This window comes from Brevundimonas sp. (genome assembly GCF_019636155.1).
Lineage (GTDB): Bacteria > Pseudomonadota > Alphaproteobacteria > Caulobacterales > Caulobacteraceae > Brevundimonas.
In genome coordinates, this window is record NZ_JAHBYB010000012.1 from 1 (window position 1) to 20,899 (window position 20,899).

General features: G+C 71.3%; 16 protein-coding genes. 9 read left to right on the forward strand and 7 right to left on the reverse strand.

Annotated elements, in window-relative coordinates; all coding sequences use genetic code 11:
• The 4 genes from KF910_RS12010 to KF910_RS12025 all read right to left on the reverse strand — a co-directional run.
• Nucleotides 1-228, reverse strand: a 228-nt coding sequence (locus KF910_RS12010; RefSeq protein ID WP_292263196.1) for a GTP-binding protein, incomplete at its 3' end; no start/stop codon positions are given.
• A 117-nt stretch (nucleotides 229-345) separates the two neighbouring features.
• Nucleotides 346-1,401: a YeiH family protein gene (locus KF910_RS12015; RefSeq protein WP_292263198.1), complete on the reverse strand. Its 1,056-nt coding sequence runs from the start codon at nucleotides 1,399-1,401 to the stop codon at nucleotides 346-348.
• A gap of 20 nt (nucleotides 1,402-1,421) precedes the next feature.
• Nucleotides 1,422-3,476, reverse strand: coding sequence for an OPT family oligopeptide transporter (locus tag KF910_RS12020; RefSeq protein WP_292263200.1), 2,055 nt, complete (start codon nucleotides 3,474-3,476; stop codon nucleotides 1,422-1,424).
• 91 nt (nucleotides 3,477-3,567) lie between these two features.
• Nucleotides 3,568-5,970 carry a glycosyltransferase gene (locus KF910_RS12025; RefSeq protein ID WP_292263202.1) on the reverse strand — a complete coding sequence of 801 codons (2,403 nt, stop codon included), beginning with the start codon at nucleotides 5,968-5,970 and terminating at the stop codon, nucleotides 3,568-3,570.
• A gap of 158 nt (nucleotides 5,971-6,128) precedes the next feature.
• On the opposite strand from KF910_RS12025, the gene KF910_RS12030 reads away from it, so the two are divergent.
• From KF910_RS12030 to KF910_RS12070, 9 genes are all read left to right on the forward strand, one after another.
• A complete protein-coding gene (locus KF910_RS12030; protein ID WP_292263204.1) occupies nucleotides 6,129-8,612 on the forward strand; it encodes a glycosyltransferase family 2 protein in 2,484 nt (827 codons plus the stop codon).
• Nucleotides 8,609-9,538, forward strand: a complete 930-nt coding sequence (gene rfbD, locus KF910_RS12035; protein ID WP_292263206.1) for a dTDP-4-dehydrorhamnose reductase — start codon at nucleotides 8,609-8,611, stop codon at nucleotides 9,536-9,538. The genes KF910_RS12030 and rfbD overlap by 4 nt, the downstream gene beginning before the upstream one ends.
• Nucleotides 9,535-10,413 carry a glucose-1-phosphate thymidylyltransferase RfbA gene (rfbA, locus tag KF910_RS12040; RefSeq protein WP_292263208.1) on the forward strand — a complete coding sequence of 293 codons (879 nt, stop codon included), beginning with the start codon at nucleotides 9,535-9,537 and terminating at the stop codon, nucleotides 10,411-10,413. Before rfbD ends, rfbA begins: the two co-directional genes overlap by 4 nt.
• A 636-nt stretch (nucleotides 10,414-11,049) precedes the next feature.
• Nucleotides 11,050-12,567 (forward strand): hypothetical protein, encoded by a 1,518-nt coding sequence (locus tag KF910_RS12045; protein ID WP_292263210.1) that lies wholly within the window; start codon nucleotides 11,050-11,052, stop codon nucleotides 12,565-12,567.
• A 376-nt stretch (nucleotides 12,568-12,943) separates the two neighbouring features.
• Nucleotides 12,944-13,207, forward strand: coding sequence for a hypothetical protein (locus KF910_RS12050; protein ID WP_292263212.1), 264 nt, complete (start codon nucleotides 12,944-12,946; stop codon nucleotides 13,205-13,207).
• Nucleotides 13,208-13,237: 30 nt separating this feature from the next.
• Nucleotides 13,238-14,989, forward strand: coding sequence for a GspE/PulE family protein (locus KF910_RS12055; protein WP_292263213.1), 1,752 nt, complete (start codon nucleotides 13,238-13,240; stop codon nucleotides 14,987-14,989).
• Nucleotides 14,986-15,669: a class I SAM-dependent methyltransferase gene (locus KF910_RS12060; RefSeq protein ID WP_292263214.1), complete on the forward strand. Its 684-nt coding sequence runs from the start codon at nucleotides 14,986-14,988 to the stop codon at nucleotides 15,667-15,669. The genes KF910_RS12055 and KF910_RS12060 overlap by 4 nt, the downstream gene beginning before the upstream one ends.
• Nucleotides 15,666-16,868: a type II secretion system F family protein gene (locus KF910_RS12065; protein WP_292263216.1), complete on the forward strand. Its 1,203-nt coding sequence runs from the start codon at nucleotides 15,666-15,668 to the stop codon at nucleotides 16,866-16,868. The genes KF910_RS12060 and KF910_RS12065 overlap by 4 nt, the downstream gene beginning before the upstream one ends.
• Complete coding sequence (locus KF910_RS12070) at nucleotides 16,868-17,296, forward strand: type IV pilus modification PilV family protein (protein WP_292263217.1); 429 nt, start codon at nucleotides 16,868-16,870, stop codon at nucleotides 17,294-17,296. Before KF910_RS12065 ends, KF910_RS12070 begins: the two co-directional genes overlap by 1 nt.
• A gap of 30 nt (nucleotides 17,297-17,326) precedes the next feature.
• Here the strand turns inward: KF910_RS12070 and KF910_RS12075 are convergent, their stop codons facing one another.
• From KF910_RS12075 to KF910_RS12085, 3 genes are read right to left on the reverse strand one after another with little or no spacing between them, the layout of a single operon-like run.
• Nucleotides 17,327-19,663, reverse strand: coding sequence for a secretin N-terminal domain-containing protein (locus KF910_RS12075; protein WP_292263219.1), 2,337 nt, complete (start codon nucleotides 19,661-19,663; stop codon nucleotides 17,327-17,329).
• 16 nt (nucleotides 19,664-19,679) lie between these two features.
• Nucleotides 19,680-20,156, reverse strand: a complete 477-nt coding sequence (locus KF910_RS12080) for a hypothetical protein (protein WP_292263221.1) — start codon at nucleotides 20,154-20,156, stop codon at nucleotides 19,680-19,682.
• Nucleotides 20,156-20,830 carry a hypothetical protein gene (locus tag KF910_RS12085; protein ID WP_292263222.1) on the reverse strand — a complete coding sequence of 225 codons (675 nt, stop codon included), beginning with the start codon at nucleotides 20,828-20,830 and terminating at the stop codon, nucleotides 20,156-20,158. The genes KF910_RS12080 and KF910_RS12085 overlap by 1 nt, the downstream gene beginning before the upstream one ends.
• Between the last annotated feature and the right edge of the window lie 69 nt (nucleotides 20,831-20,899).

The following is a 20,899-nucleotide window of genomic DNA, read 5'->3' on the forward strand; positions in this document are numbered from 1 at the left end:
ATGGCCGGGCGTGTCGATGATGTTGATGCGGGTGTCCTTCCAGACGACCGAGGTCGCCTTGGCCAGGATGGTGATGCCGCGCTCGCGCTCCTGATCGTTGGAGTCCATGGCGCGTTCGGTGGTCGCCTCATTGGCTCGGAAGACGCCCGACTGGGCCAGAAGCTGGTCCACCAGGGTGGTCTTGCCGTGGTCGACGTGGGCGATGATGGCGACGTTGCGCAGGTTCATTTCGGGCTCGGGCGGACTGTGTTCGGTCGCGGCGGGGCCGCGCCGCTGCAAATCAGGGCGGTTTCAGGGAAGGCGGCGCCTCTTACAGGCTGTTGCGCCCGAACGCCAGCTTTGCGCTCAAAGACGCGCCAGGACGACCGCCGCCAACAAGGCCGCGACCGCCAGGGCCAGCATCGACAGACTGGCCGCCGCCGCCACCCGGGGGCCCGAGCGGAACAGGGCGCGCGGATCCACGCCCAGGCCCAGGGCCGCCATGGCGGTCACCGTCATGACCGTGACCGCCGGACCGATTCGGGCGGCCGCGGTCTCGTCGATCCACCCGACCGAACGGGCCGCCATCAGGCCCAGGAAGGCGACGATGAACCAGGGGACCAGCTTGCCCAGGGTCAGTTTCGGCCGGGGCCAGACCGCCGCCTTGTCGCCCAGCCGCGGCGCGATCAGCCCCAGGACCACGCAGACCGGGCCCAGCATCAGCACCCGCATCAACTTGACCAGGGCGCCGACCTGGATCGCCACCGGCCCCATGGGGGCGGCCGCCGCCAGCACCTGAGGCACGGCGTAGACGGTCAGCCCCGCCGCCACCCCATAGGTCGCCGGCTTCAGGTCCAGGGCCGCCCCGGCCAGGGGCAGCAGCAGGACCACGGCGATGCCGAAGACGGCGGTGAAGCCGATGGCGGCGGCCACATCCTTGGCCTCGGCCTTGATCACCGGGGCCACGGCGACGATGGCCGAGTTGCCGCAGACGGCGTTGCCGGTAGCGACCAGAAGGGCCAGGCGCGGGGCCAGGCCCACCGCCCGGCCGATGGCGTAGCCGCCCGCCAGGGCGCCGGCCACCAGCACCCCCACCGTGGCCAGAAGCGGCAGGCCCGCCGCCGCCATGGCCTGGGCGCTGACCGTGGCCCCCAGAAGGGCGATCCCGGCCTCCAGCAGCGGCCCGGCGCAGAAGGCGATTCCGGCGGTCCAGCGCGGACCCGGCGTCCACACCAGCCGAACCGCCGCCCCCAGAAGGATGGCCAGGACAAGGGGCTCGATCCAGGCGCGGCCGAAGGCCTGGGCCTCCAGCCGACCGCCCAGGACCGCCAGGCCCGCGACCAGCAGGCATAGGACCAGGCCCGGCGCCAGGCCCGCCAGGGCGCGCGCGGCGGCGCCCATGCGCGACGAAACCTGGAGCAAGCCGACCTCCTCCGGCCGGATCAGATCTTGGCCGACTGGCGACGGACCCAGCCGTAGAGGCCCATGGTCAGGACGACGAAGACGACCAGGCCGATCAGCATGGCCGGCCAGCCCTCGCCCAGGCCGAAGATGGCGAAGGGCGCCTCGTTCTCGGTCGCCCCGATGATCCCGGCGTTCAGCACGCCGAACAGGCTTTCGCCCACGATCAGGCCCGAGGCCATCAGCACCCCCATGCGACGGCCGACGGCGGCGAAGCCGGTGCGGGCGATCCCCTTCTCATAGATCCAGCCGGCCACGGCGCCGACCACCAGCATCATGGTCACGGCGGCGGGCAGGTAGAAGCCGATGCCGACGGCCAGGGGCGGCAGCTTGATCCGGTCCTTGGTCGCGCCGCGCAGAACGGCGTCCAGGATGATGACGGCCACCCCGATCAGGGCGCCGATCCCGATCAGATCCCAGCGCAGGTCGCCGCCGATGACCCCGCGCGCCAGGGCCGAGATCAGGGTCGCCTGGGGCGCCGCCAGCGGCTCAGAGGCGATGCCGGCGGGCCCGCCCTCGAAGCCGAAGGCCTTGTTCAGGGCGTTCAGCACGAAGGGGATGACGATGGCGCCGGCCGTGACCCCGACGATCAGGGCCGCCTGCTGCCGCCAGGGAGTGGCGGCGACCAGCTGGCCGGTCTTGAGGTCCTGCAGGTTGTCGTTGGCGATCACGGCGGCGGCGAAGACCACGGCGGTGACGATCAGGGCGTAGGCGACGAAGGCCGGGTCCGCCGGCGCCCCCGCCAGGGCCATGACCCCCAGCATCAGCAGGGAGGCGATGACCACCGCCAGTATGCCCACCCCCGACACCGGGCTGTTGGACGAGCCGATCAGCCCGGCCATGTAGCCGCAGATGGCGCCGATGCAGAAGCCGATCAGCACCACATAGGCGACGCCTCCGATCACCAGCAGGGCGGCCGATCCGGCCAGGGCGGGCGCGCCCTGGGCCACGGCGGTGAACAGGCCGGCGATGCCGACCAGACAGATGACGGAGATGATCCCGACCAGGGAGATCGGAATGTCCTGTTCGGTGATGTCCATCACCACGCCCGCCTTGCGTCGCGCCTGCGCCGCCAGGGCCGAGGTCAGGCCGCCGACCAGCGGGCCGGCCAGTTTCAGCAGGGTCCAGACGGCGGCCACGCCGATCACCCCGGCCCCCATGAAGCGCACCTCCCGGCTCCACACCAGGGAAGCCAGGTCTTCGGCCGAAGCCCCGGCGGCGACGGTGGCCGCGACGGACTCCAGTCCCATGCCGGAGGTCCAGGCGACATAGTCGGGCGAGGTCATGATCGGCACGGCGATCAGCCAGGCCACCAGCAGGCCGAACAGCTGGGCCAGGCCCACCGTCAGGCCGATCAGATGGCCGGCGCCCAGCAGGGCGAACTGCATCCCAAGGCCCATGCCCGTGGCCCCGCCGCCCAGGGTGGCCGGCAATTTGATGAATTTTGAGGCTTCGCCCGCGAAGACACGGGCGGCGGCCAGCCAGGCATAGACGGCCGAGACGATCGAGGCGCCGATGACGACCCACAGTCCGGCCTTGTTCTCGCGCACGGCCGAGGCGTCCTGGTCCGCGCCGGGCGACCCGACCTTCAGCACCTCGGCGGCGGCGACGCCTTCCGGATAGGGCAGGGTGCTGTTGACCACCAGGGCGCGGCGCAGGGGGATGGAGAAGGTCACGCCCAGGATCCCGCCCAGCAGGCAGATGCCGATCGATTCCCAGATCGGGAACTCGCGCCACCAGCCGACCATGACCAGGCCCGGCAGGACGAAGATGATGGCGCTCATGGCGCCGCCGACCGAGGCGACGGTCTGGACCGTCATGTTTTCCCAGATGGTCGAGGTGCGGAAGGCCCTGAGCAGGGCCATGGAGATGACCGCCGCCGGGATGGCCGAGGCGAAGGTCAGGCCGACCTTCAGCCCCAGATAGGTGTTGGCGGCGGTGAAGATCACCGCCAGCAGACAGCCCAGGACCAGGGCCCGCGGGGTGAATTCGATGCGCTTGCCCGCGACGGGGGCGGGCGTGGCGGCGTCGGTCATGGTGAAGGCTCCTCTCCCTTGGCGCGGAGGTAAGCCGAGAAACGGGCCCACGGCAATCGCCGCGACGCAGGCGCGGCTCGCGACGGCCGGTTCAGCCCTGGGCGTCGACGCCCCGGACCCGCTCCAGGCAGGCCTCCGCCCGGTCGGCCGCGCAGACCATGAAGCCGACGATCCCGACGGGCTCCAGGCGCGGACCGTCCTGTTCGGGCGGCGCCGCCTCGGGCGCAGGGCGGCCGTTGACGCGGACCTTCAGCACCCCGTTCGTGACATGGTCGGGCCGCACCTCCAGCGCCAGCCAGCGCCGCGCGTCGGGCTCCAGAACCCCGTCCTCCGCCGTCTCGCCGCCCAGGGCGACGGCATAGGCGGTCGGCGCCGCCTCGGCCCCGCGCAGGCCCAGGATCAGCCGCGCCGGATTCAGGTCCGCCGGCAGGGCCAGGGTCAGGGTTCCGCCCTGGGGTCTGATCCACACGCCCCAATCCTCGGGCCGCCACCAGCCGTCGCCGCTGCGGAAGGCCTCGGCGGCGACCAGTCCCGGCGACAGCACGGCCGCCTCGGCCCGGCCCAGGGGATAGTAGCGCTCGGCTTCGGCGGTCGGGGCGGGGAAGGGGGCGGCCTCGGCGTCCTGATCGGTCCAGGCGCGGGCCTGGTCGGCGATCTGCAGCCCCAGGGCCCGCCACGGTCGCGGCCGGAAGGCCCGGGCCCGGGCCTCGGCCGCCTTGCGCCAGTCGGCGTCGAACATCAGCCGGTCCAGGGCGTCCGCCAGGGCCTTGGGATCCCTGGCGTCAAAATAGAGGGCGTGCTCGCCCCCCGCCTCGGGCAGGGACGAGGCGTCCGACACCAGGGCGGCCTTGCCGTAGCAGAGGGATTCGGTCACCGGCAGGCCCCAGCCCTCATAGAGGCTGGGATACAGGGTGAAGCGGCAGGCGCGGTACAGGTTGGCCAGATCCGCGTCGGACACGCCCGAGGCCATCCGCACACGGGCGCGCAGCACCGGCTCGTGCTCGATCCGCTCGAACACCGCCTCGTTCATCCAGCCCCGGCCGCCGACGCACAGCAGGATCGGCAGGGCCTCCACCCCACGGCGTTCCGCCAGGTCGATCCAGGCCTCGAAGGCGGCCAGATGGTTCTTGCGCGGCTCAATGGTCGAGACGAACAGGACGAAGCCGTCGGCGGTCACCCCGTGGCGTTCCAGGGTCTCGGCCATGGGGACGTCGGCGGCCGGTTTCCTGAAGTCGGCGTCCAGCCGCACCACATGGACCCGTTCCGGCGCCAGGGCGACGCCCAGGGCCTCCGCCGCCTTCAGCAGGTCGCGCCGGGACGAGTCGGAATTGGTCAGGAAACGGTCGGCGTGGGCCAGGGCGCCGACCAGCCAGCCGACGAAGTCCGGCGCCAGCCCCTCGACGCAATACTCCGGCGCCATGACCGGGATCAGGTCGTGGACGAAGGGGATGTAGCGCACCCCATGGGCGGCCCGTGCGCGGCGCAGCTGGAGGAAATAGTTCGGCTGCCACCAGGAGGCGCCCAGGTTGATCAGGCTGGCCCCCTGCGGGAAGGCCATCGGCGGCGACAGGGCCATCCGGGTCTTCAGGTCGCCCACCGTCTCGCGCCACTGAGGATCGTCCTCGCCGCCCCCGGCCAGGGCCTGACGCGCCAGGGACAGGAAGGCCGCCTCCGGAATCTCGGCCCAGAGGTCGCGGTCGTTGTCGAAGGCGCAGACCCGCACCGAGACCGCCGGCGCCGGATCGGCCAGAAGGGCGGCGATCACCTCGATCTGGACCCTCTGGATGCCGCTGGGCAGGCGCGCCGCGTCGAAATGGGCGACCAGGTCCGAGACGTCGAACACCAGCTGGGTGATCGCCGCCGCCGCCTCGGCCTCCAGCGCCTCCAGGGCGTCGGCGGCCCGCACCCCGTCGACCAGGGCGCGGACCAAATCGCGGGCCTGGGGATCCTTCGCCGCCAGGGACCGGTCCAGCACACCCTGCATCCTCTGGCTCAGGCCAGCCAGGGTGTCGGCCGGCGCAGGCGTCGGCGCGGGCGCGCGCAGCGACGGGACGATCCGGCCCAGCCGTTCGTCATCGACCCGAACGCCGGCGGCCAGCAGGGTCTTCAGTTCCGCGAGCGCGCCGGGCGATTCGGGATCGCGTTCGATGGCCGACAGGAAGGCGTCCGTCGCCTCGTCCGGGCGGTGCAGCCGTTTCAGCACATGGGCGCGGTGCAGATGCGGATCGGCGTCCTGCGGCTCCAGCCCGCTGGCCCGGCCATAGGCCTCGGCGGCCTCGTCCAGCCGGCCGATCTCCTTCAGCATATGGGCGTACTGGACCCAGATCGGGGCCATGTGCGGCTTCAGCTTCAGGGCGGCGTCGTATTCGCGGGCGGCTTCGGGCCAGTGGCGCAGATCGCGCGCCGCATCGCCCGCCTGGATCCGCGCCTGGACCGGATCGACCGGATCGGACGGGGGCGGCGAGGACGGACGGCGAAGGCCGAAGCGGGCCATGAAGCACCTCCACAAGCGTCACAGAACCCGTGGGGGCTTAGCAGAGGCAGACTCGATATCCAAAAAACGGTCGGCCCCAGGTCTCGAGTCCCGCACGCGGAGCGTTGCCGCCGGGCGGGCGCGTCGCTAGATCGAAGACTGGGGGACGAGGGACGGGCGTGAGCGACCGGCGCGATCAGATCGAACACTTCTATCGGCTGGCGCTCGGCCGCTGGCCGGAGCCGGGCGCCGACCTGGGCGGCTTGCTGTCCGCCGATCATCCGGCCGCGCTGATCTTCGGGTCGTCGGAGTTCCGCGACCGCGTGGCCTCGGCCTATGCCCGGGGCGCCGAACCGGTCGACGGCCTGTTCAACCGCCTCCCGCCCTCGGACCTGACCGACTGGGCCGCAGGGGCGTTCGGCCTGACGCCGGCCGCGGCGGCGCGGGCGCGCCGCGCGCGCGGCTGGGCCCAGCTGTATCTGGCCCTGTTCGAGGACGAGGGTCGGCTGGCGGGCCTGGGCCTGGAACGACGGCCCTTCGACACCCTGGCCTGGGACGGTCTGCGCGCCCTGGCCGAGGCGCAGGCTCGCCGTCATGTCGTTGGCGCCCTTGAGCAGGTGAGCGGAACGGGGGTCCACGGCTGGGCGGTCGATCTGGAGGACCCCGCCCGGCGCACGGCGCTGGAACTGTGGGCCGACGGGGTGTTCGTTTCGGCCGGGACCACCGGCGTCTTCCGCCGCGACATCCAGGAGCATCACCCCGGCGCGGACGGGGCCGGCTTCGTCCTGCCGTCGCCGCGCCTCGGCCGGGGCGGCGCCGTAAGGCTTGAACTGCGCGAGGCGGGCCGGCCGGAAGTCATCGCCGAGACGACCGTCACCCTGCCTGATCCGGCCGAGGCTCTGACCGCCTCCGTCGCCCGTCGCGAACTGGACGCCGCGCGCCAGGCCCTGGCGCGGCTGGAGGCCATGATGCCCTCGGTCGAGGCCGCCCTGACCGACCGGCTGGAGGACTGGGACGCCTATGTCGAGACCTGGTATCGCCCGGCCTGGCGCCAGGCGGCCCGGCGGACAGCCCCGGGGCGCAGCGCCATCCGCATCCGGATCGACGCCGCGGGCCGCCCGGCCGACTGGGTCGAGGAGGCGATCGAAAGCGCCCTGGAGCAGAGCCGCGCCGCCGCCGGGGTCTTTGTCGCCGGACTGGACGCCCAGGGCCGCAAACTGGTCGAGGATTCCGCCGCCCGGCGCGGCTGGACCGCCGGCCGTCGCCCGGCAGTCGCCTGCGGAGAGCCGAAAAAGGGCGGCGGGCCTGTCCTGGCCTTTCCGGCCTGCGGGGTGCTGGCGCCCGACGCGGTCGAGGCGGTCGAGGCCCTGTTCGCCGCCCGGCCCGACGCGGCCGTCCTCTATGTCGACGAGGACGTCCTGGCGGCGGACGCCGAGGGGCCGGACGACTGGCGCGAGCGCCCGCATCGGGACCCGGTGCTGAAGCCGGGCTTCGACCTGGACCTGCTGCGAGGCGCCCCCTGGGTCGGGGACTGCCTGGCCTTCGCCGGGGACGCCGCGGCCGGCGGACCGGAGGCGGTGCTGTCGGTGGTCGCCGCGGGCGGGACTGCGGTCGGCCTGCCTCGTGTCCTGTTCAGCCGGCGTCAGGAGGCGCCGCCGTCGGCGGACGCCCAGGCCTGGGCCGGCGCCGTTCGCGATCACCTGGCCCGGATGGGCGAGACGGCCGAGGTCGCGCCCCTGGCCGACAGCCTGGGCGCGGCGGTTCCCGGCGCGGTCCGGTTGAACCATCGCCTGCCCGAGGGCGCCACGGCCACGGTCATCATCCCCACGCGCGACCGGGCCGACCTGATCGGTCCCTGCCTGGACAGTCTGGAGGCCCATCGCGGCGCCAACCGCTGCGCCATGAAGATCCTGGTCGTCGATCACGACAGCCGCGACCCGGAGACCCGCGCCCTGCTGGAGGCCCGAAGGGACGCGGGCGGCCTGGACATCCTGCCCTATGACGGAACCTTCAACTGGGCCCTGATGAACAACCAGGCGGCGGCCCAGGCGGACGGCGATGTCCTGGTCTTCCTGAACGACGACACCCTGGCCCTCAGCCCCGACTGGCTGGACGCCCTGGTGCGCCAGGCACTGCGGCCGGGCGTCGGCGTCGTCGGGGCGCGGCTGGTCTATCAGGACGGGACGATCCAGCACGCCGGCATGATCGCCCGGCCGCGCGACCGGGCCTTCCTGATCCATGAGGGGGTGGGGATTCCAGGGTCGGAACCGGGCTATCTGGGCCGCCACGCCCTGACGCGCGGCTGCATGACGGTGACCGGCGCCTGTATGGCGGTGTCGGCGCAGGTGTTCCGGCGTCTAGGCGGGTTCGACGCCGCCCGCCTGCCGATCGAGGGCAATGACGTCGACCTGTGCCTGCGCGCCCGGGCCGAGGGGCTGGCGGTGATCTACGAGCCTGCGGCGACCCTCTATCACCTGGAATCCAAGTCGCGGGGCCTCAGCCAGGCGGGCGAGCGGCTGCGCCTGTCGCAGGAGGCGACGCGGCGGGTCTGGAACCGCTGGGGCCAGAGGTTCAAGGACGACCCGGCCTTCAATCCCCATTTCGCGCGCGACGGCCGTCCGTTCGACCGGCTGCGCCCCCCGCCGCCCGCGACCGGCGCGTGAGCGGGCCGGCGCCAGACCCCGCTGTCGTGGCCGTGGTCGGCGCCGGGGGGCGGCTGGGTCGCGCCCTGATCCGCGCCGACTGGCCTCAGGCCCTCACGCCCGTCGCCCTGGACCGCGCGGCCCTGGACCTGGCCGATCCTGATGCGCCGCGGCGGGTGCTGTCCGCCCTGAAGCCGGCGGTGGTGATCAATGCGGCCGGTTTCACCGATGTCGACGGCGCCGAGCGCGCGCCCCAGGCCGCCGCCCTGCTGAACCGCGACGGCCCGGCCCGGTTGGCCCGGGCGGCGGCGGACGCGGGCGCGCGGCTGATCCAGGTCTCGACCGACTATGTCTTCGACGGGACGCCCGCCCGTCCCTATGTCGAGGCCGACCCGGCCCGGCCCCTGAACCTCTATGGCCGCACCAAGCGGGAAGGGGAGATCGCCGTCCTGGCCGCCGCGCCCGATTCGGTCGTGGTCCGCACCGCCTGGCTGATCGGTCCCGACCGGCCCAACTTCCTGACCGCCATCCTGGATCGCGCCGACGCCGGCCTGCCGCTGCAAGTCACGGACGACCAGTTCGGCTCTCCCACGACCACCCCGGCCCTGGCCGACGCCCTGATCGCCGTGGCGGCGCGCCTGGCCCGCGACCCGTCCGCGCCGGGCGGGATCTATCATTTCGCCGGCGCCGGTTCGGCCAGCTGGCGCGACCTGGCCGAGGCCGTGCTTCAGGCGCGCCAGGCCGCCGGAGGGCCGGTGGCCCCGCCCGTCGCCGGTCGTCCGGCCGATGTCGGGCCGGACCGCGCCCCCCGCCCAACCGCTTCGCCGCTGGCGTCGGACGCCCTGGCGCGCGACTATGGGATCACGGCCCCGCCCTGGCGCGAGGCGGTGGCCGATCTGGTCGGCCGGATGACGCGGGGGGAACGGGCAATGGGTGACGGACGATGAAGGGCGTCATCCTGGCGGGCGGGGCGGGCACCCGGCTGCACCCCATGACCCATGTCGTGTCCAAGCAGCTGATGCCGGTCTACGACAAGCCGATGATCTACTATCCGCTCAGCGTCCTGATGCTGGCGGGTATCCGCGACATCCTGATCATCACCACCCCGCACGAGAAACCGGCCTTCCAGGCCCTGCTGGGCGACGGCGGGCGCTGGGGTCTCAGCCTGACCTATGCCGAACAGCCCCGGCCCGAGGGCCTGGCCCAGGCCTATCTGATCGGCGCCGACTTCGTGGGCGACGGGCCCTCGGTCCTGATCCTGGGCGACAACATCTTCTACGGCCCCGGCCTGGGCCAGACGGTGGCCGAGGCGGTGGCGGCGGCCCAGGGCGGCCAGGGCGCGACCGTCTTCGCCTATCACGTCGCCGATCCGGAACGGTATGGGGTGGTCGCCTTCGCCCCCGACGGCCGCCCCCTGTCTATCGAGGAGAAGCCGGCCCGCCCGCGCTCCAGCTGGGCCGTCACCGGGCTTTATGTCTATGACGGCCGGGCCCCGGCCCTGGCGGCGGCCCTGCGTCCCTCGCCGCGCGGCGAGCTTGAGATCACCGATCTGAACCGCGCCTATCTGGACCTGGGCGCCCTGTCGGTGCGCCGCCTGGGGCGCGGCTACGCCTGGCTGGACACCGGCACGCCCGACAGCCTGCTGGAGGCGGCCCAGTTCGTCCGCACCCTGGAACAGCGTCAGGGCTTCAAGATCGGCTGCCCGGAAGAGATCGCCTGGCGTCGCGGCTTCATCGATTCGGCGGCGCTGGAGCACCTGGCCGCCGGCATGACCAACGCCTATGGCGACTATCTGCGCCGGGTCCTGGCCCAGGCGGACTAGCAGTGTGAAGCCAAAAATCTCGTCACCCTCGGGACAAGCCCGAGGGTGACGGAATTGGGCTCGGCTATGAGTCCCCTGCCTAGACCCGCCCGTCACTGTGGTCTGAAGGTCACGTTCGGCGGATGATCGTCTGGCGACCTTCGCGCGTTCCGGCCGGTTCCGGCGTGATCGTCGGCCAGTCGAGGCCGGACGCCCGCTCAACCGGCGGGCGACCGATCCGGCCTTTGTCGCGATGGGACGTGCGGGCCGGGAATCGACCCGGATCGGCGCCATTGTTGCCGGATTTCCTTTGAAATCATAACCTTGATTGACCGCGCCGTCTTTGGGGCGAACCGGCGCCCCGGATCGAGCATTTCCCCTGGCGTCAGGTATCGTCGTTCTTCCGTCTCGGGGGCGGCGCCCGAAGATGTCGAGCAAAAACCCGCTGCCTCTAACCACCCATGGGGCTTGGTCTTTCCGTCGTCCGCACGACGGGCGGCGCGATCAAATCCCCTTGACCCGGGGAAAGTCGTCGGGATAGAAAGCGCCTGCCGTGGGCGCAGCCATGCCGGAAATTTCCGACTTGAACTGTGGCCGAAAGGCGTTTCAACGTTGGCTACGTCCACACAACGGGTTTCTTTGGGGGACCATATCCAGATGACTAAGAACGTTCTTCTCGCCGCGACCGCCGTTTCGGTCATGGCCTTTGCGGGCGCCGCCAGCGCTCACACCATCACCTTCCGCGCCGCGGCTGACGCTACCGCCGCCACGGACATCAACGTGACCGACGCCACCGGCACGGGCACCACCTATCCGCTGGCTCAGGAAGCCAAGACGCCGTCGAACACCAACGTGTTCGCCCTGGCCGACGCTCTGTCGTCGGGCACCCTGCCGTCGGGCAACGTCCTGCTGACCATCGAACTGGTCGGCAACGCCAAGTTCGCCACGGCCCCGACGGCCGCCAGCGTCCTGCCCGACACCACGGGCGGCGGCTGCACCACCTTCACCGCCGCTCCGTCGGTGGCTCCGACCGCGACCACGGCCACCTTCATCATCTCGAACTCCGCTCCGGACTGCTCGGGCTACTGGATGGACCTGGACCTGCAGGTGCTGGGCGCCGGCGACGTCTCGGTCAAGACCACCCTGGTCACCGACGGCGCCATGACCCCGATCGACGGCGGCTCGGCCACCAAGGTGATCATCTCGCGTCCGGACGCCTTCGCCTGGGAAGTCGATGCCTCGGTCAACTCCGGCCACGTCCTGAACCAGGGCGCTCGCGGCAATACCCTGGCGACCCTGGACGCCTCGCCGGCCTACACCGCCTTCAAGACCGGCACGGGCTTCCATGCTGCGGCTCCGGAAACCGCCACCGTCGGCGTTCTGGGCACCGCCGCCCTGCTGGTTGATGAAGACGCCCAATACGGCCTTCTGCGCACCGACAACGTCGTGGCCGCCACCGACGTCTCCGACGTCGATGCCGTCGTGACGGGCAACTTCTCGACCTTCACCACCGCCTTCGGCGGCGTGGCGGGCGTGATCGCCGGCAACACCTCGACCCACGCCAGCATCGAGGCGGGTGTCGTGGAAGTGCTGGGCGCTGAAACCTGGACGGCTGCCAACGAGTTCGTCGTCACCAAGGCCGGCGCGGCCGCCATTCCGTCGTCGGACTACTCGGTCGCGATCTCCTATGTCCTGGATTCCACCAAGTACAACCAGGAAACCGCGGCGGACGAAGCTCTCGAGAGAATCGAGCGTGACGGCACCAACATCGTGTTCCCGTGGATGAACAGCTCGACCATCCAGTCGGCTTCGGGCACCACCAACATGATCCGTCTGGCCAACGTCAGCGGCACCGTCACCGGCGCCGTTTTCGCTCAGGTCCTGAACTCGGTCGGCGCGGACTCGGGCTACGTCGCCCTGACCGCCCCGGTGCAGATCTACCCGAGCATCGCCGCCGGCGGTGAGCGTCTGATCAACACCGCGACCCTGACCGGCGCTGTCGGCGACTTCGGCCGCGGCGACGTGCAGATCTCGATCGAGGCCCGTCCCGAACAGGTCACGGCCCGCCGTTACGCCACCCTGGCCAACGGCTCGGTGACCGAGTTCGAAAGCGGCACGGTCGCCGGCGACCAGGCCGCGGGTGTCACCGGCACCACGCCGAACTACATCCCGTAAGAAAACGAAACGGTCTTCGGATCGTCTCGGAAGGGGAGGGCTTCGGCCCTCCCCTTTTTCTTTGCGACCTGTTTTTCCGGCGGGTGGGGCAACCCTCACCGCTCCCCCGGCGAATGCCGGGGCCCAGCTGAAAGGCTCGATCTCTCGGGATCAGGCCTGGAGTCATCATCGGCGGGCGACGGAGGCTTGCCATCTGGGCCCCGGCATTGGCTGCTACGCGCCGCCCTTCGGGTCGTCGGGGATGCGGCCTCCCTGTCTCTCATCCGCCCGTGCGGCGCCTTTCCATTTGTCTGGTTCTGGACTGAAGCAGCGGGCTGCACCGCACGGCAAAACCGGCTATCAGTCCTTTCCAGCATCATTTTTCAGGAGCGCGGCCGTGGCCGAGATCAAGGATCAAACCGTCAACGGCCGGGCGGAACTGGACGGCAACACCTACATCAATGTGGTGTTCGACAATGCCGCTCTGTTCTATTCCGGCGGCAAGGCCCCGAATTTCCAGAACGTCACCTTCCGCGAAGGCTGCAGCTTCACCTTCCAGGAACAGGCCGGAAACACCCTGGCCTTCATCCGCTCCATGGCACATCCCTCGACGAACATGCGCTTCATCGTCGATGGCCTTATCCCCGAACTGAAGGCCTGACGCCCCGGCGTCGTCCCGCAACAGCGCCCCGTGACCGCCCCCGACCCCGTCCAGATCCGTTTTCCTTCCGCCGACCGCCGGCGGCTGGGCGAACGGCTGCTGGCGCGCGGCCTGGTCACACCCGCCGACGTCCAGAACGCCCTGGCCCTCCAGGCCCAGAACGGCGGCCTGATCGGCCTGAACCTGGTCCGCCTGGGCGCCCTGTCCGAGACCAGCCTGCTTGAGGCCCTGTCGGAACAGCTGGGCCTGGCCGTCCTGGCGCCCGAAGACGCCCCCGCCCCCGACCGCATCGCCGCCTTCCTGTCCGAGATCGGCTCCCCCGTCTCCTGGTGGGCGGAACGCGAGGCTGTGGCCTGGCGCGACGGGGATGCGCCCGATTCGCCCATCCTGTGCGCCGCGGTCCAGCCCCTGGACACCCTCCTGGCCGAACGCATCGGCCAGGCGACGGACCAGCCGGTCACCTTCCTCTTGGCCCAGCGCTCGACCATCGAGGGCCTGACCGGCGACCTGACGCACCAGGGCCGCGCCGGGCTGGAGATGGACATAATGGGCGGGGGCGCCGACGCCGCCCGCCTGCGCGAACTGGCGCAGGAAGCCCCCACCATCGACTTCGTCAACGCCGTCTTCGCCGAGGCCCTGGCCCGCCGCGCCTCGGACGTCCATGTCGAACCCTTCGAGGACCGCTTCCTGGTCCGTATGCGGATCGACGGGGTGCTCAGCACCAGCCGCACCGCCCCCCGCTCCGCCTATGACGCCGTCTGTTCGCGCATCAAGCTGCTGTCCGGCATGGATATTGGCGAGCGCCGCCTGCCCCAGGACGGCCGCCAGACCATCCGCGTCTCGGGCCAGGAGGTGGACCTGCGCGTCTCGACCCTGCCGGCCTCCTGGGGCGAATCCATCGTCCTGCGCCTGCTGGGCAAGACCAGCCGCCTGCCCGAACTGTCCGAACTGGGCGTCTCGGCGGCCCAGGAGAAAAGCCTGCTGGAGCTGTCGGAACAGCCGAACGGCGTGCTTCTCGTCACCGGCCCCACCGGCTCGGGCAAGACCACGACCATCTATCGCCTGCTGACCCATCTGAACGATGGCGAACGCAAGATCATCACGGTCGAGGATCCGGTCGAACTGGACCTGCCGGGCGTGGTCCAGGTGCGGGTGCGTTCGGAAATCGGCCTGACCTTCGCCGCCGGCCTGCGCTCGATCCTGCGCCAGGACCCGGACGTGATCATGGTCGGCGAAATCCGCGACCCCGAGACGGCGCGCATCGCCGTCCAGGCCGCCCTGACCGGCCACCTGGTCATCTCGACCGTCCACACCAACTCGGCCCTGGCGGCCATTCCGCGCCTGCTGGACTTGGGGATCGAGGACTATCTGCTGGCCGACGTGATCCGCGGCGTCCAGGGCCAACGCCTGGTCCGCCGCCTGTGCGTCGATTGCAAACGCCCCTCAACCCCCGAAGAGGCCGCCGTCCATGAGGCCGACCTGCCCGCGTCGCTGCGCAAGCAGGTCAAGGGCCAGCCGGCGAACTGGCACGAGCCGGTCGGCTGTCCGAAATGCGGTCAGTCAGGCTTCCGCGGCCGGATCGGCGTCTATGAGATCGCCCCCATGTCCCCGGCCCTGACCGCCGGCCTGCGCCAGGGCGCGGACGAGGATCGCCTGACCGAGATCGCCCGCGCCGACGGCTTCCTCAGCTTCGGCGACGACGCCTTCCTGAAGGCGCGGCGCGGTGAGACGGCCCTGACCGAGGTGCACCGCATCGTCGGCGGTGGAGGCGAAACCCCATGAGCGCCGGGCCCAGCAGCTATTACGACCTGGAAACCGTGGCCCAGGGCGTCGCCGCCGGCGAACATCGCCGCATTATCGGCGGCCTGTGGGACGAGATGGGCGCGCACCAACTCGACTTCCTGATTTCGCGGGGCCTGAAGCCCGAACACCGGCTGCTGGACATCGGCTGCGGCTCCCTGCGCTTGGGCGTCCGCGCCATCGCCTGGCTGGCGCCCGGCCGGTATTTCGGTTCGGACCTGTCCCAGGCCCTGATCGACGCCGGATACGCGGCTGAGCTGGATGACGCCCTGCGCGCCAAGGCCCCGCGCGATCATTTCGCGGTCAATGACGATTTCGACTTCGGCTTCCTGCCCGAACCCGTCGATTTCGCCATCGCCCAGTCGGTCTTCACCCACCTGCCCCTGAACCACATGCGCCGCTGCCTGGCCCGGCTGAAGGGGCGGATGAAGCCCGGCGGCCAGGCCTTGTTCACCTATTTCGAATGCCCGCCCGAGGCGGACCTGTTCCAGCCCTTCACCCATCCTCCGGCCGGCGTCGTCAGCCATGACGACCGCGATCCCTATCACTACCGCCTGACCGATCTGGAATGGGCGGCGCGGGAAACCGGCTGGGATTTCGAGTCCATCGGCGACTGGGGCCACCTGCGCGGCCAGAGGATCGCCGCCTTCCGGCATCCATGACCGACCTCCCGTTCCAGTACGAAGCCGTGGGCCGTGACGGGCTGACGATGAAGGGTCAGGTGCTGGCCTCGGACGAGACGACCGCCGTGCGCCGTCTGTCGGCCGACGGCCTGACGGTGCTCAGCATCCGACCCGCGGCCGTGAAGTCGGCCGGCCGCGACCGCAATCTGAACGCGGCCGAACGGGTGCTGGTGCTGCGCCAGCTGGCCCTGATGATCGAGGCCGGGGTCTCCCTGCTGGAAGCCATGGAGACGGTGGCCCAGGGCATTCAGGCGAAGAAGGGCAAGGCCCAGTTCCAGGCCGCCATCGCCGCCCTGCGCCGCGGCGATTCCTTCGGCGCGGCGATGGAGCAGAACGTGCGCGGCTTCCCCGACTATGTCTACGCCATGGCCAGGGTGGGCGAGGCCTCGGGCAAAATCGCCGACGTCCTGCGTCAGGCGGCCGAACAGATGGCCTATGAGGACCGCCTGAGGCGCGATTTCACCAATGCCATGACCTATCCGGCCTTCCTGCTGTTCGCGGGTTTCGCGGCCGTGGGCTTCATCTTCACCCAGGTCGTGCCGCGCTTCGGCGCCATGATCGGCGAGGACCGGTCCCGCGTGCCCGCCATGTCGCGCTGGGTCCTGTCGGCCGGAGAGTTCGCCAACGCCAACCTTCCTCTGGTGGGCCTGGCCATCGGGGCCCTGGTGGTGCTGGGCGTGCTGGTGGTCGCCAGCGCCCGGGTCCGGGCCCAGGCCTATATGATCGCCCATGGCGCCCCGGTCGTCGGCCCTGTGATCCAGGCGCGCGAGATCACCGCCTGGGCGCGGCTGTCGGCCTTCGCCCTGAACAGCGGGGTGCCGATCCTGTCGGCCATGGCCCTGTCGCGGGCGGCGGTGCCGATCGGATCGTTCCGGCGCGGCCTGGACATGCTGGACAGCGACCTGCGCGCCGGCCTGACCCTGGACGCCTCCCTGGCCTCGCACACGACCCTGGAGGCCATGGACCTGAGCCTGCTGCGGGCGGGCCAGAAGTCCGGCGCCGTCGGCGCCATGTTCGGCTTCATCGCCGACAACTACGAAGGCCGGCTGCGCGACCGGATGAAGCGGCTGACGTCGCTGCTGGAGCCCCTGGCCATCGCCTTCATCTCCCTGATCGTGGGCTTCGTGGCCCTGTCCCTGGTCCTGGCCCTGTCCAGCGTCTACGAGGGCGCGGTGTGATGCGCCGCCGGGCGGGGTTCAGCCTGATCGAGGCCCTGGTGGCCCTGACCATCGCCGCCCTGACCCTGATGGCCATCTTCGAGCTTCAGCTGCAGATGGCGCGGGGCCAGCAGCGCGCCGCCCGCGCCATCGCCCAGTCGGCCATGCAGGAAAACGCCCTGGCCCTGACCCGCGCGGTCAACCCGATGGAACAGCCCGAAGGCGTCATCGCCCTGCCCGGCGGCGGGACGGTGCGCTGGACCAGCATTCCAAAGGGGGCGGACGTGATCAACGCCGGTTTTCCGGTGGGCCAGGGCGCCTATCGTGTCCAGCGCTACACCCTGACCGTGGTCATGACCCCGGCCGAGGGTCCGCCGCCCGCGCCCCTGGTCTTCGACCGTCTGGGCTGGCGGCGGATGTATCAGGCCAGCGACGGCCTGCCGTTCTGATCCGCCGGGTCCGTCGGGCCGACGTTCCGGTCAGGCGCCGGCCTGGTCCTCGGCCGGCGCCACGATGACGGTCGGCGGAGGCGGCGGCGTCTGGTCCTCGGGCTCGGCCGGACGGCGGGGGAACAGAGGGCGGCGTTCGGACGCCCGGCCGGCGCTGGGCAGGTCGATCCCCAGGCCCCGGATGGCGGGCCCCGCGCTCCACGGCGTCAGGGTGTAGGACCAGCCCGCGCCGGTGCGGAAGGCGGCGTTGATGTCGGCCGAGGCGCGATCGGCGCGATCGGCCATGTCCTCGTCGCTGCGGATGATGTGCGGGGTGATCAGCAGCAGCAGTTCGGTGCGGGTTCCCGACACGCTGTTGGCCTGGAAGGCCGAGCCGATGACCGGAATATCCTTCAGGAAGGGCACGCCGCTGTTGGTCTTGGTGTAGTCGTTGGCGATCAGCCCGCCCAGCACCCCGGTCCAGCCGTTGGCGATCTGGATGCGGGTGGTCAGGCTGCGGTTCAGGATGGTCGGGCTGCCGATGCTGGTGCCCGCCGGCGGCTCGCCGGCCGAGGAGATTTCCTGGCTGATCGCCAGGTCCACCCGGTCGCCATAGACGATGGGCGTCACCTCGGTGATCACGCCGGTCTGGCGGTATTGCACGCTCTGCAGCACGTCCGTGCCATTGCCGCCGGAAGAGAAGTCCGTGGCCCGCTGAGAGGTGATGATCGGCACGTCGGTGCCGACCTGGAACCGCACGGTCTCGCCGCTGCGCGCCACCATCTGCGGCCGCTGCAGCACATTGATGCGGTTGTTCGAGGCGTTGGCGTTGATCGCCGCGCGCAGGTCGGGCCCGATGAAGGTGAAGGTGGCGCCCGCGCCGCCGATCTCGATCCCCTCGGTTGTGCCGGTCAGGATGCCGTCGCCGTGCGCTTCGGTCCCGAACAGGTTGACCCCCAGGGACGTCTTGTCGGTCAGGGTGACCTCGGCGATCATCACCTCGACCACCACCTGGGGCGCCGGCGTGTCCAGGGTGGTCAGCAGCGACCGCAGCTGGGCGTAGTCGCTGGCCGTGCCGGTGAACAGGATGCGGTTGCCGACCGGATCGGTCAGGACCCGGCCGTTCATGAACTGGCCGTCGCCGCCCGAGGCGACATTGCCCGTGCCGTTCTGACGCCGGGCGGCGCCCTCGGCGTTGGCGGCCGCAGGCGGGGTTCCGGGCACCCCGACCGGCGTCTGACGGGTCTCGGTGGCCGAACCCTGGCCGATGGCCAGCCGCCCCAGGGAGGCCGCGTCGGTGTTGCGCACCTGATAGACGAAGGTCGAGGTGCGGTCCCCCAGGGTGGCCGGCCGGTCCAGGGCCGCGACCCAGTATTCGGCCCGCGCCGCCAGTTCCGGATCCCGGGCGAAGATCAGCACCTGGTTGGACGCCGGATAGGCCAGGATGACGATGGAGCGCCCCGCGGCGGCGATGCGCGACACCACATAGCCTTCGACCGTCAGGGCCTGTTCCACCGCCTGGGCCAGGGCGTCGGCGGCCATGAAGGCCGGCTCGACCCGCAGCACATTGGATCCGGCGAAGCGCGGCTGGTCCAGTTCGCGGATCATCGACACCACCCGGGCGACGTCGCGTCCGGGCCCCGAGATGATCATGCTGTTGGTCAGGGGGTCGACCGTGATCCGCGCCTGGCTGGCGCCGGGGAACAGGTCGTTCAGCAGCGCCTGCATCGAGCTGACTTCAATGGTCTGGACGTTGAAGACCTGAACCACCCGGCCGGTGGTGTTGGGAGCGACGCGCCCCCGCACCACCTGGGCCCCGCCCGGAGAGGCCGAGGTCCCGGCGTCGCCGATCGTGACCACCCCGTTGTCGATGAAGACCTCGATCCCATACTGCTTCAGCGCCAGCTGGACCATGCGGAACAGGGCGCGCTTGGACACGGTCCCGCCGGTGCCGCCGGCGATGGTCTCGGTCCGCTGGGCCACGTCCGGCGTCATGTTGTAGGGCGTGCCCAGGACGGCAAAGGCCGTGGCCACGAATTGCGGGATCGACTGGGGCGCCAGGGCCGCATCGACCTGTTCGTCCGGCAGCAGGGCCGCGATCTGGGCCTCGGTCGCCGGCTGGCGCGTGGTCTGGGGCGGCGGGGCGCCGCCGGGCAGGGTCATGACCTCGGTTGGCCGACGCTGGCCCCCGACCTGGCCGCCGATCGGCGTCAGGTCGTCCTGGCCCGCGCCCAGGGTCGTGTCGCCGCCGTTCGGCCGCGCGGTGGCCGTGTCCAGATAGGGAAAGGCGGCGCAGCCGGCGGCCGCCAGCAGGGGCGCCAGGGCCGCAAAGCGCTGTGCGGCGCGAACGACGCGGCCGGTTCGGCGACGGAGGGTCGTCTTGATCATGCGGCTCTCCCCGAAATCATCCGTACAGACGCACCACGCGGACATCCTTGCCCTTTCGCAGTGTGACGGCGGTCTCTGAAATTTCACTTAGCTTCCAGCCGTCGCCGAAGCTGTCGCCCACAGCCATGCGGGCGATTTGCGGCGAGGGCGAGGCGGACTGACGCACCAGGGCCCGCAAGGTCCCGGTGTCCGCGTCCTGTTCGACACCCGCCAGCAGGCTCTTGAACACCACAGCGACATCCGGCGGCGGCGGGGGAGGGGGCGGCGTCGGGCGAGGGGGCGGCGCAGGAGGAGGCGGCGGCTTCGGATCGGATCTCAGGGTCCGCAGGAAGCGCGTGGCCGCCGCCGCCGTCTCGCCGGGGCGCAGCATTTCGGCCCTTTGGCCGCCGCCGCCGCGCGTGACGGCCGGCGGCTCGGGCGGCAGGCCGGGGAAGACCAGGCCCAGCAGGAAGGCCAGGACGGGAACCACGGCGACAAAGGGCAGCCAGCGCATCAGGCGCCCCCTTCCGTCTCGGCCGTCAGCCGGACCGGCGCCGCCACCCCGATCCGCACCCGGCCCAGGGGGCGGGAGGCCATCATCTGAGCCAAAACTTCGGGCGGAAGCCCGGCGTCATTGCTGGGCTGGGGCGTCATCTCATACTGGAAACCGGTGATGCGGAAGCCTTCGGGCCAGGCGGCCAGGGCGTCCAGGAAGGCGAAGGTCGGGGTCCAGCGCAGATTGGCCTGAACCTCGCCACGCACCCAGCGGGTCGCGCCGATGGTCTCCAGCTCGGGCTGGGTGGTGATCTGGGCGCCGCCCAGTTCGGCCGCCGTCACCGCCTCGAACAGCCGTCGTTCCAGCAGCACCTGGGCCGTGGCCGGATTGGTCGCCTCTATGCCCCAGCCGCGCATGTCCTCGAACACCGCCCGGTCCACCGGATCGGCCACCGCCCGCCGCGCCGCGTTCAGCGCCAGCCGCGCCGAGGCCCGTTCGGTCACCGCGTCGATATAGCGTTCGGACGCCTGGGCGCGCCGGTCCATGGCCAGGACCGGCCCATACAGCAGCACCCCCAGCGCCAGCCCAGCCAGCAGCAGGCGCTCGCGCGGCGTGGTCCGCTGGAAACGGACGACCAGGGCGCGGCCACGGGCGGCCCACGCCGATCTCAACCCGGCCAGTTGCGCTTTCAATTCCGCTCCATGCGCCGCACGCCCCCGCGCGTCGTCTGTTTTTTCTTTCGACCGCCCACCGCCGGTGAG

Excerpts from the sequence above, each read along its gene's own strand:
- KF910_RS12025 (WP_292263202.1), bottom strand. The coding sequence starts at position 5,970 with ATGGCCCGCTTCGGCCTTCGCCGTCCGTCCTCGCCGCCCCCGTCCGAT.
- KF910_RS12070 (WP_292263217.1), top strand. The coding sequence starts at position 16,868 with ATGCGCCGCCGGGCGGGGTTCAGCCTGATCGAGGCCCTGGTGGCCCTG.
- KF910_RS12045 (WP_292263210.1), top strand. The coding sequence starts at position 11,050 with ATGACTAAGAACGTTCTTCTCGCCGCGACCGCCGTTTCGGTCATGGCC.
- KF910_RS12065 (WP_292263216.1), top strand. The coding sequence starts at position 15,666 with ATGACCGACCTCCCGTTCCAGTACGAAGCCGTGGGCCGTGACGGGCTG.
- rfbA (WP_292263208.1), top strand. The coding sequence starts at position 9,535 with ATGAAGGGCGTCATCCTGGCGGGCGGGGCGGGCACCCGGCTGCACCCC.
- KF910_RS12075 (WP_292263219.1), bottom strand. The coding sequence starts at position 19,663 with ATGATCAAGACGACCCTCCGTCGCCGAACCGGCCGCGTCGTTCGCGCC.
- KF910_RS12020 (WP_292263200.1), bottom strand. The coding sequence starts at position 3,476 with ATGACCGACGCCGCCACGCCCGCCCCCGTCGCGGGCAAGCGCATCGAA.
- KF910_RS12060 (WP_292263214.1), top strand. The coding sequence starts at position 14,986 with ATGAGCGCCGGGCCCAGCAGCTATTACGACCTGGAAACCGTGGCCCAG.
- KF910_RS12080 (WP_292263221.1), bottom strand. The coding sequence starts at position 20,156 with ATGCGCTGGCTGCCCTTTGTCGCCGTGGTTCCCGTCCTGGCCTTCCTG.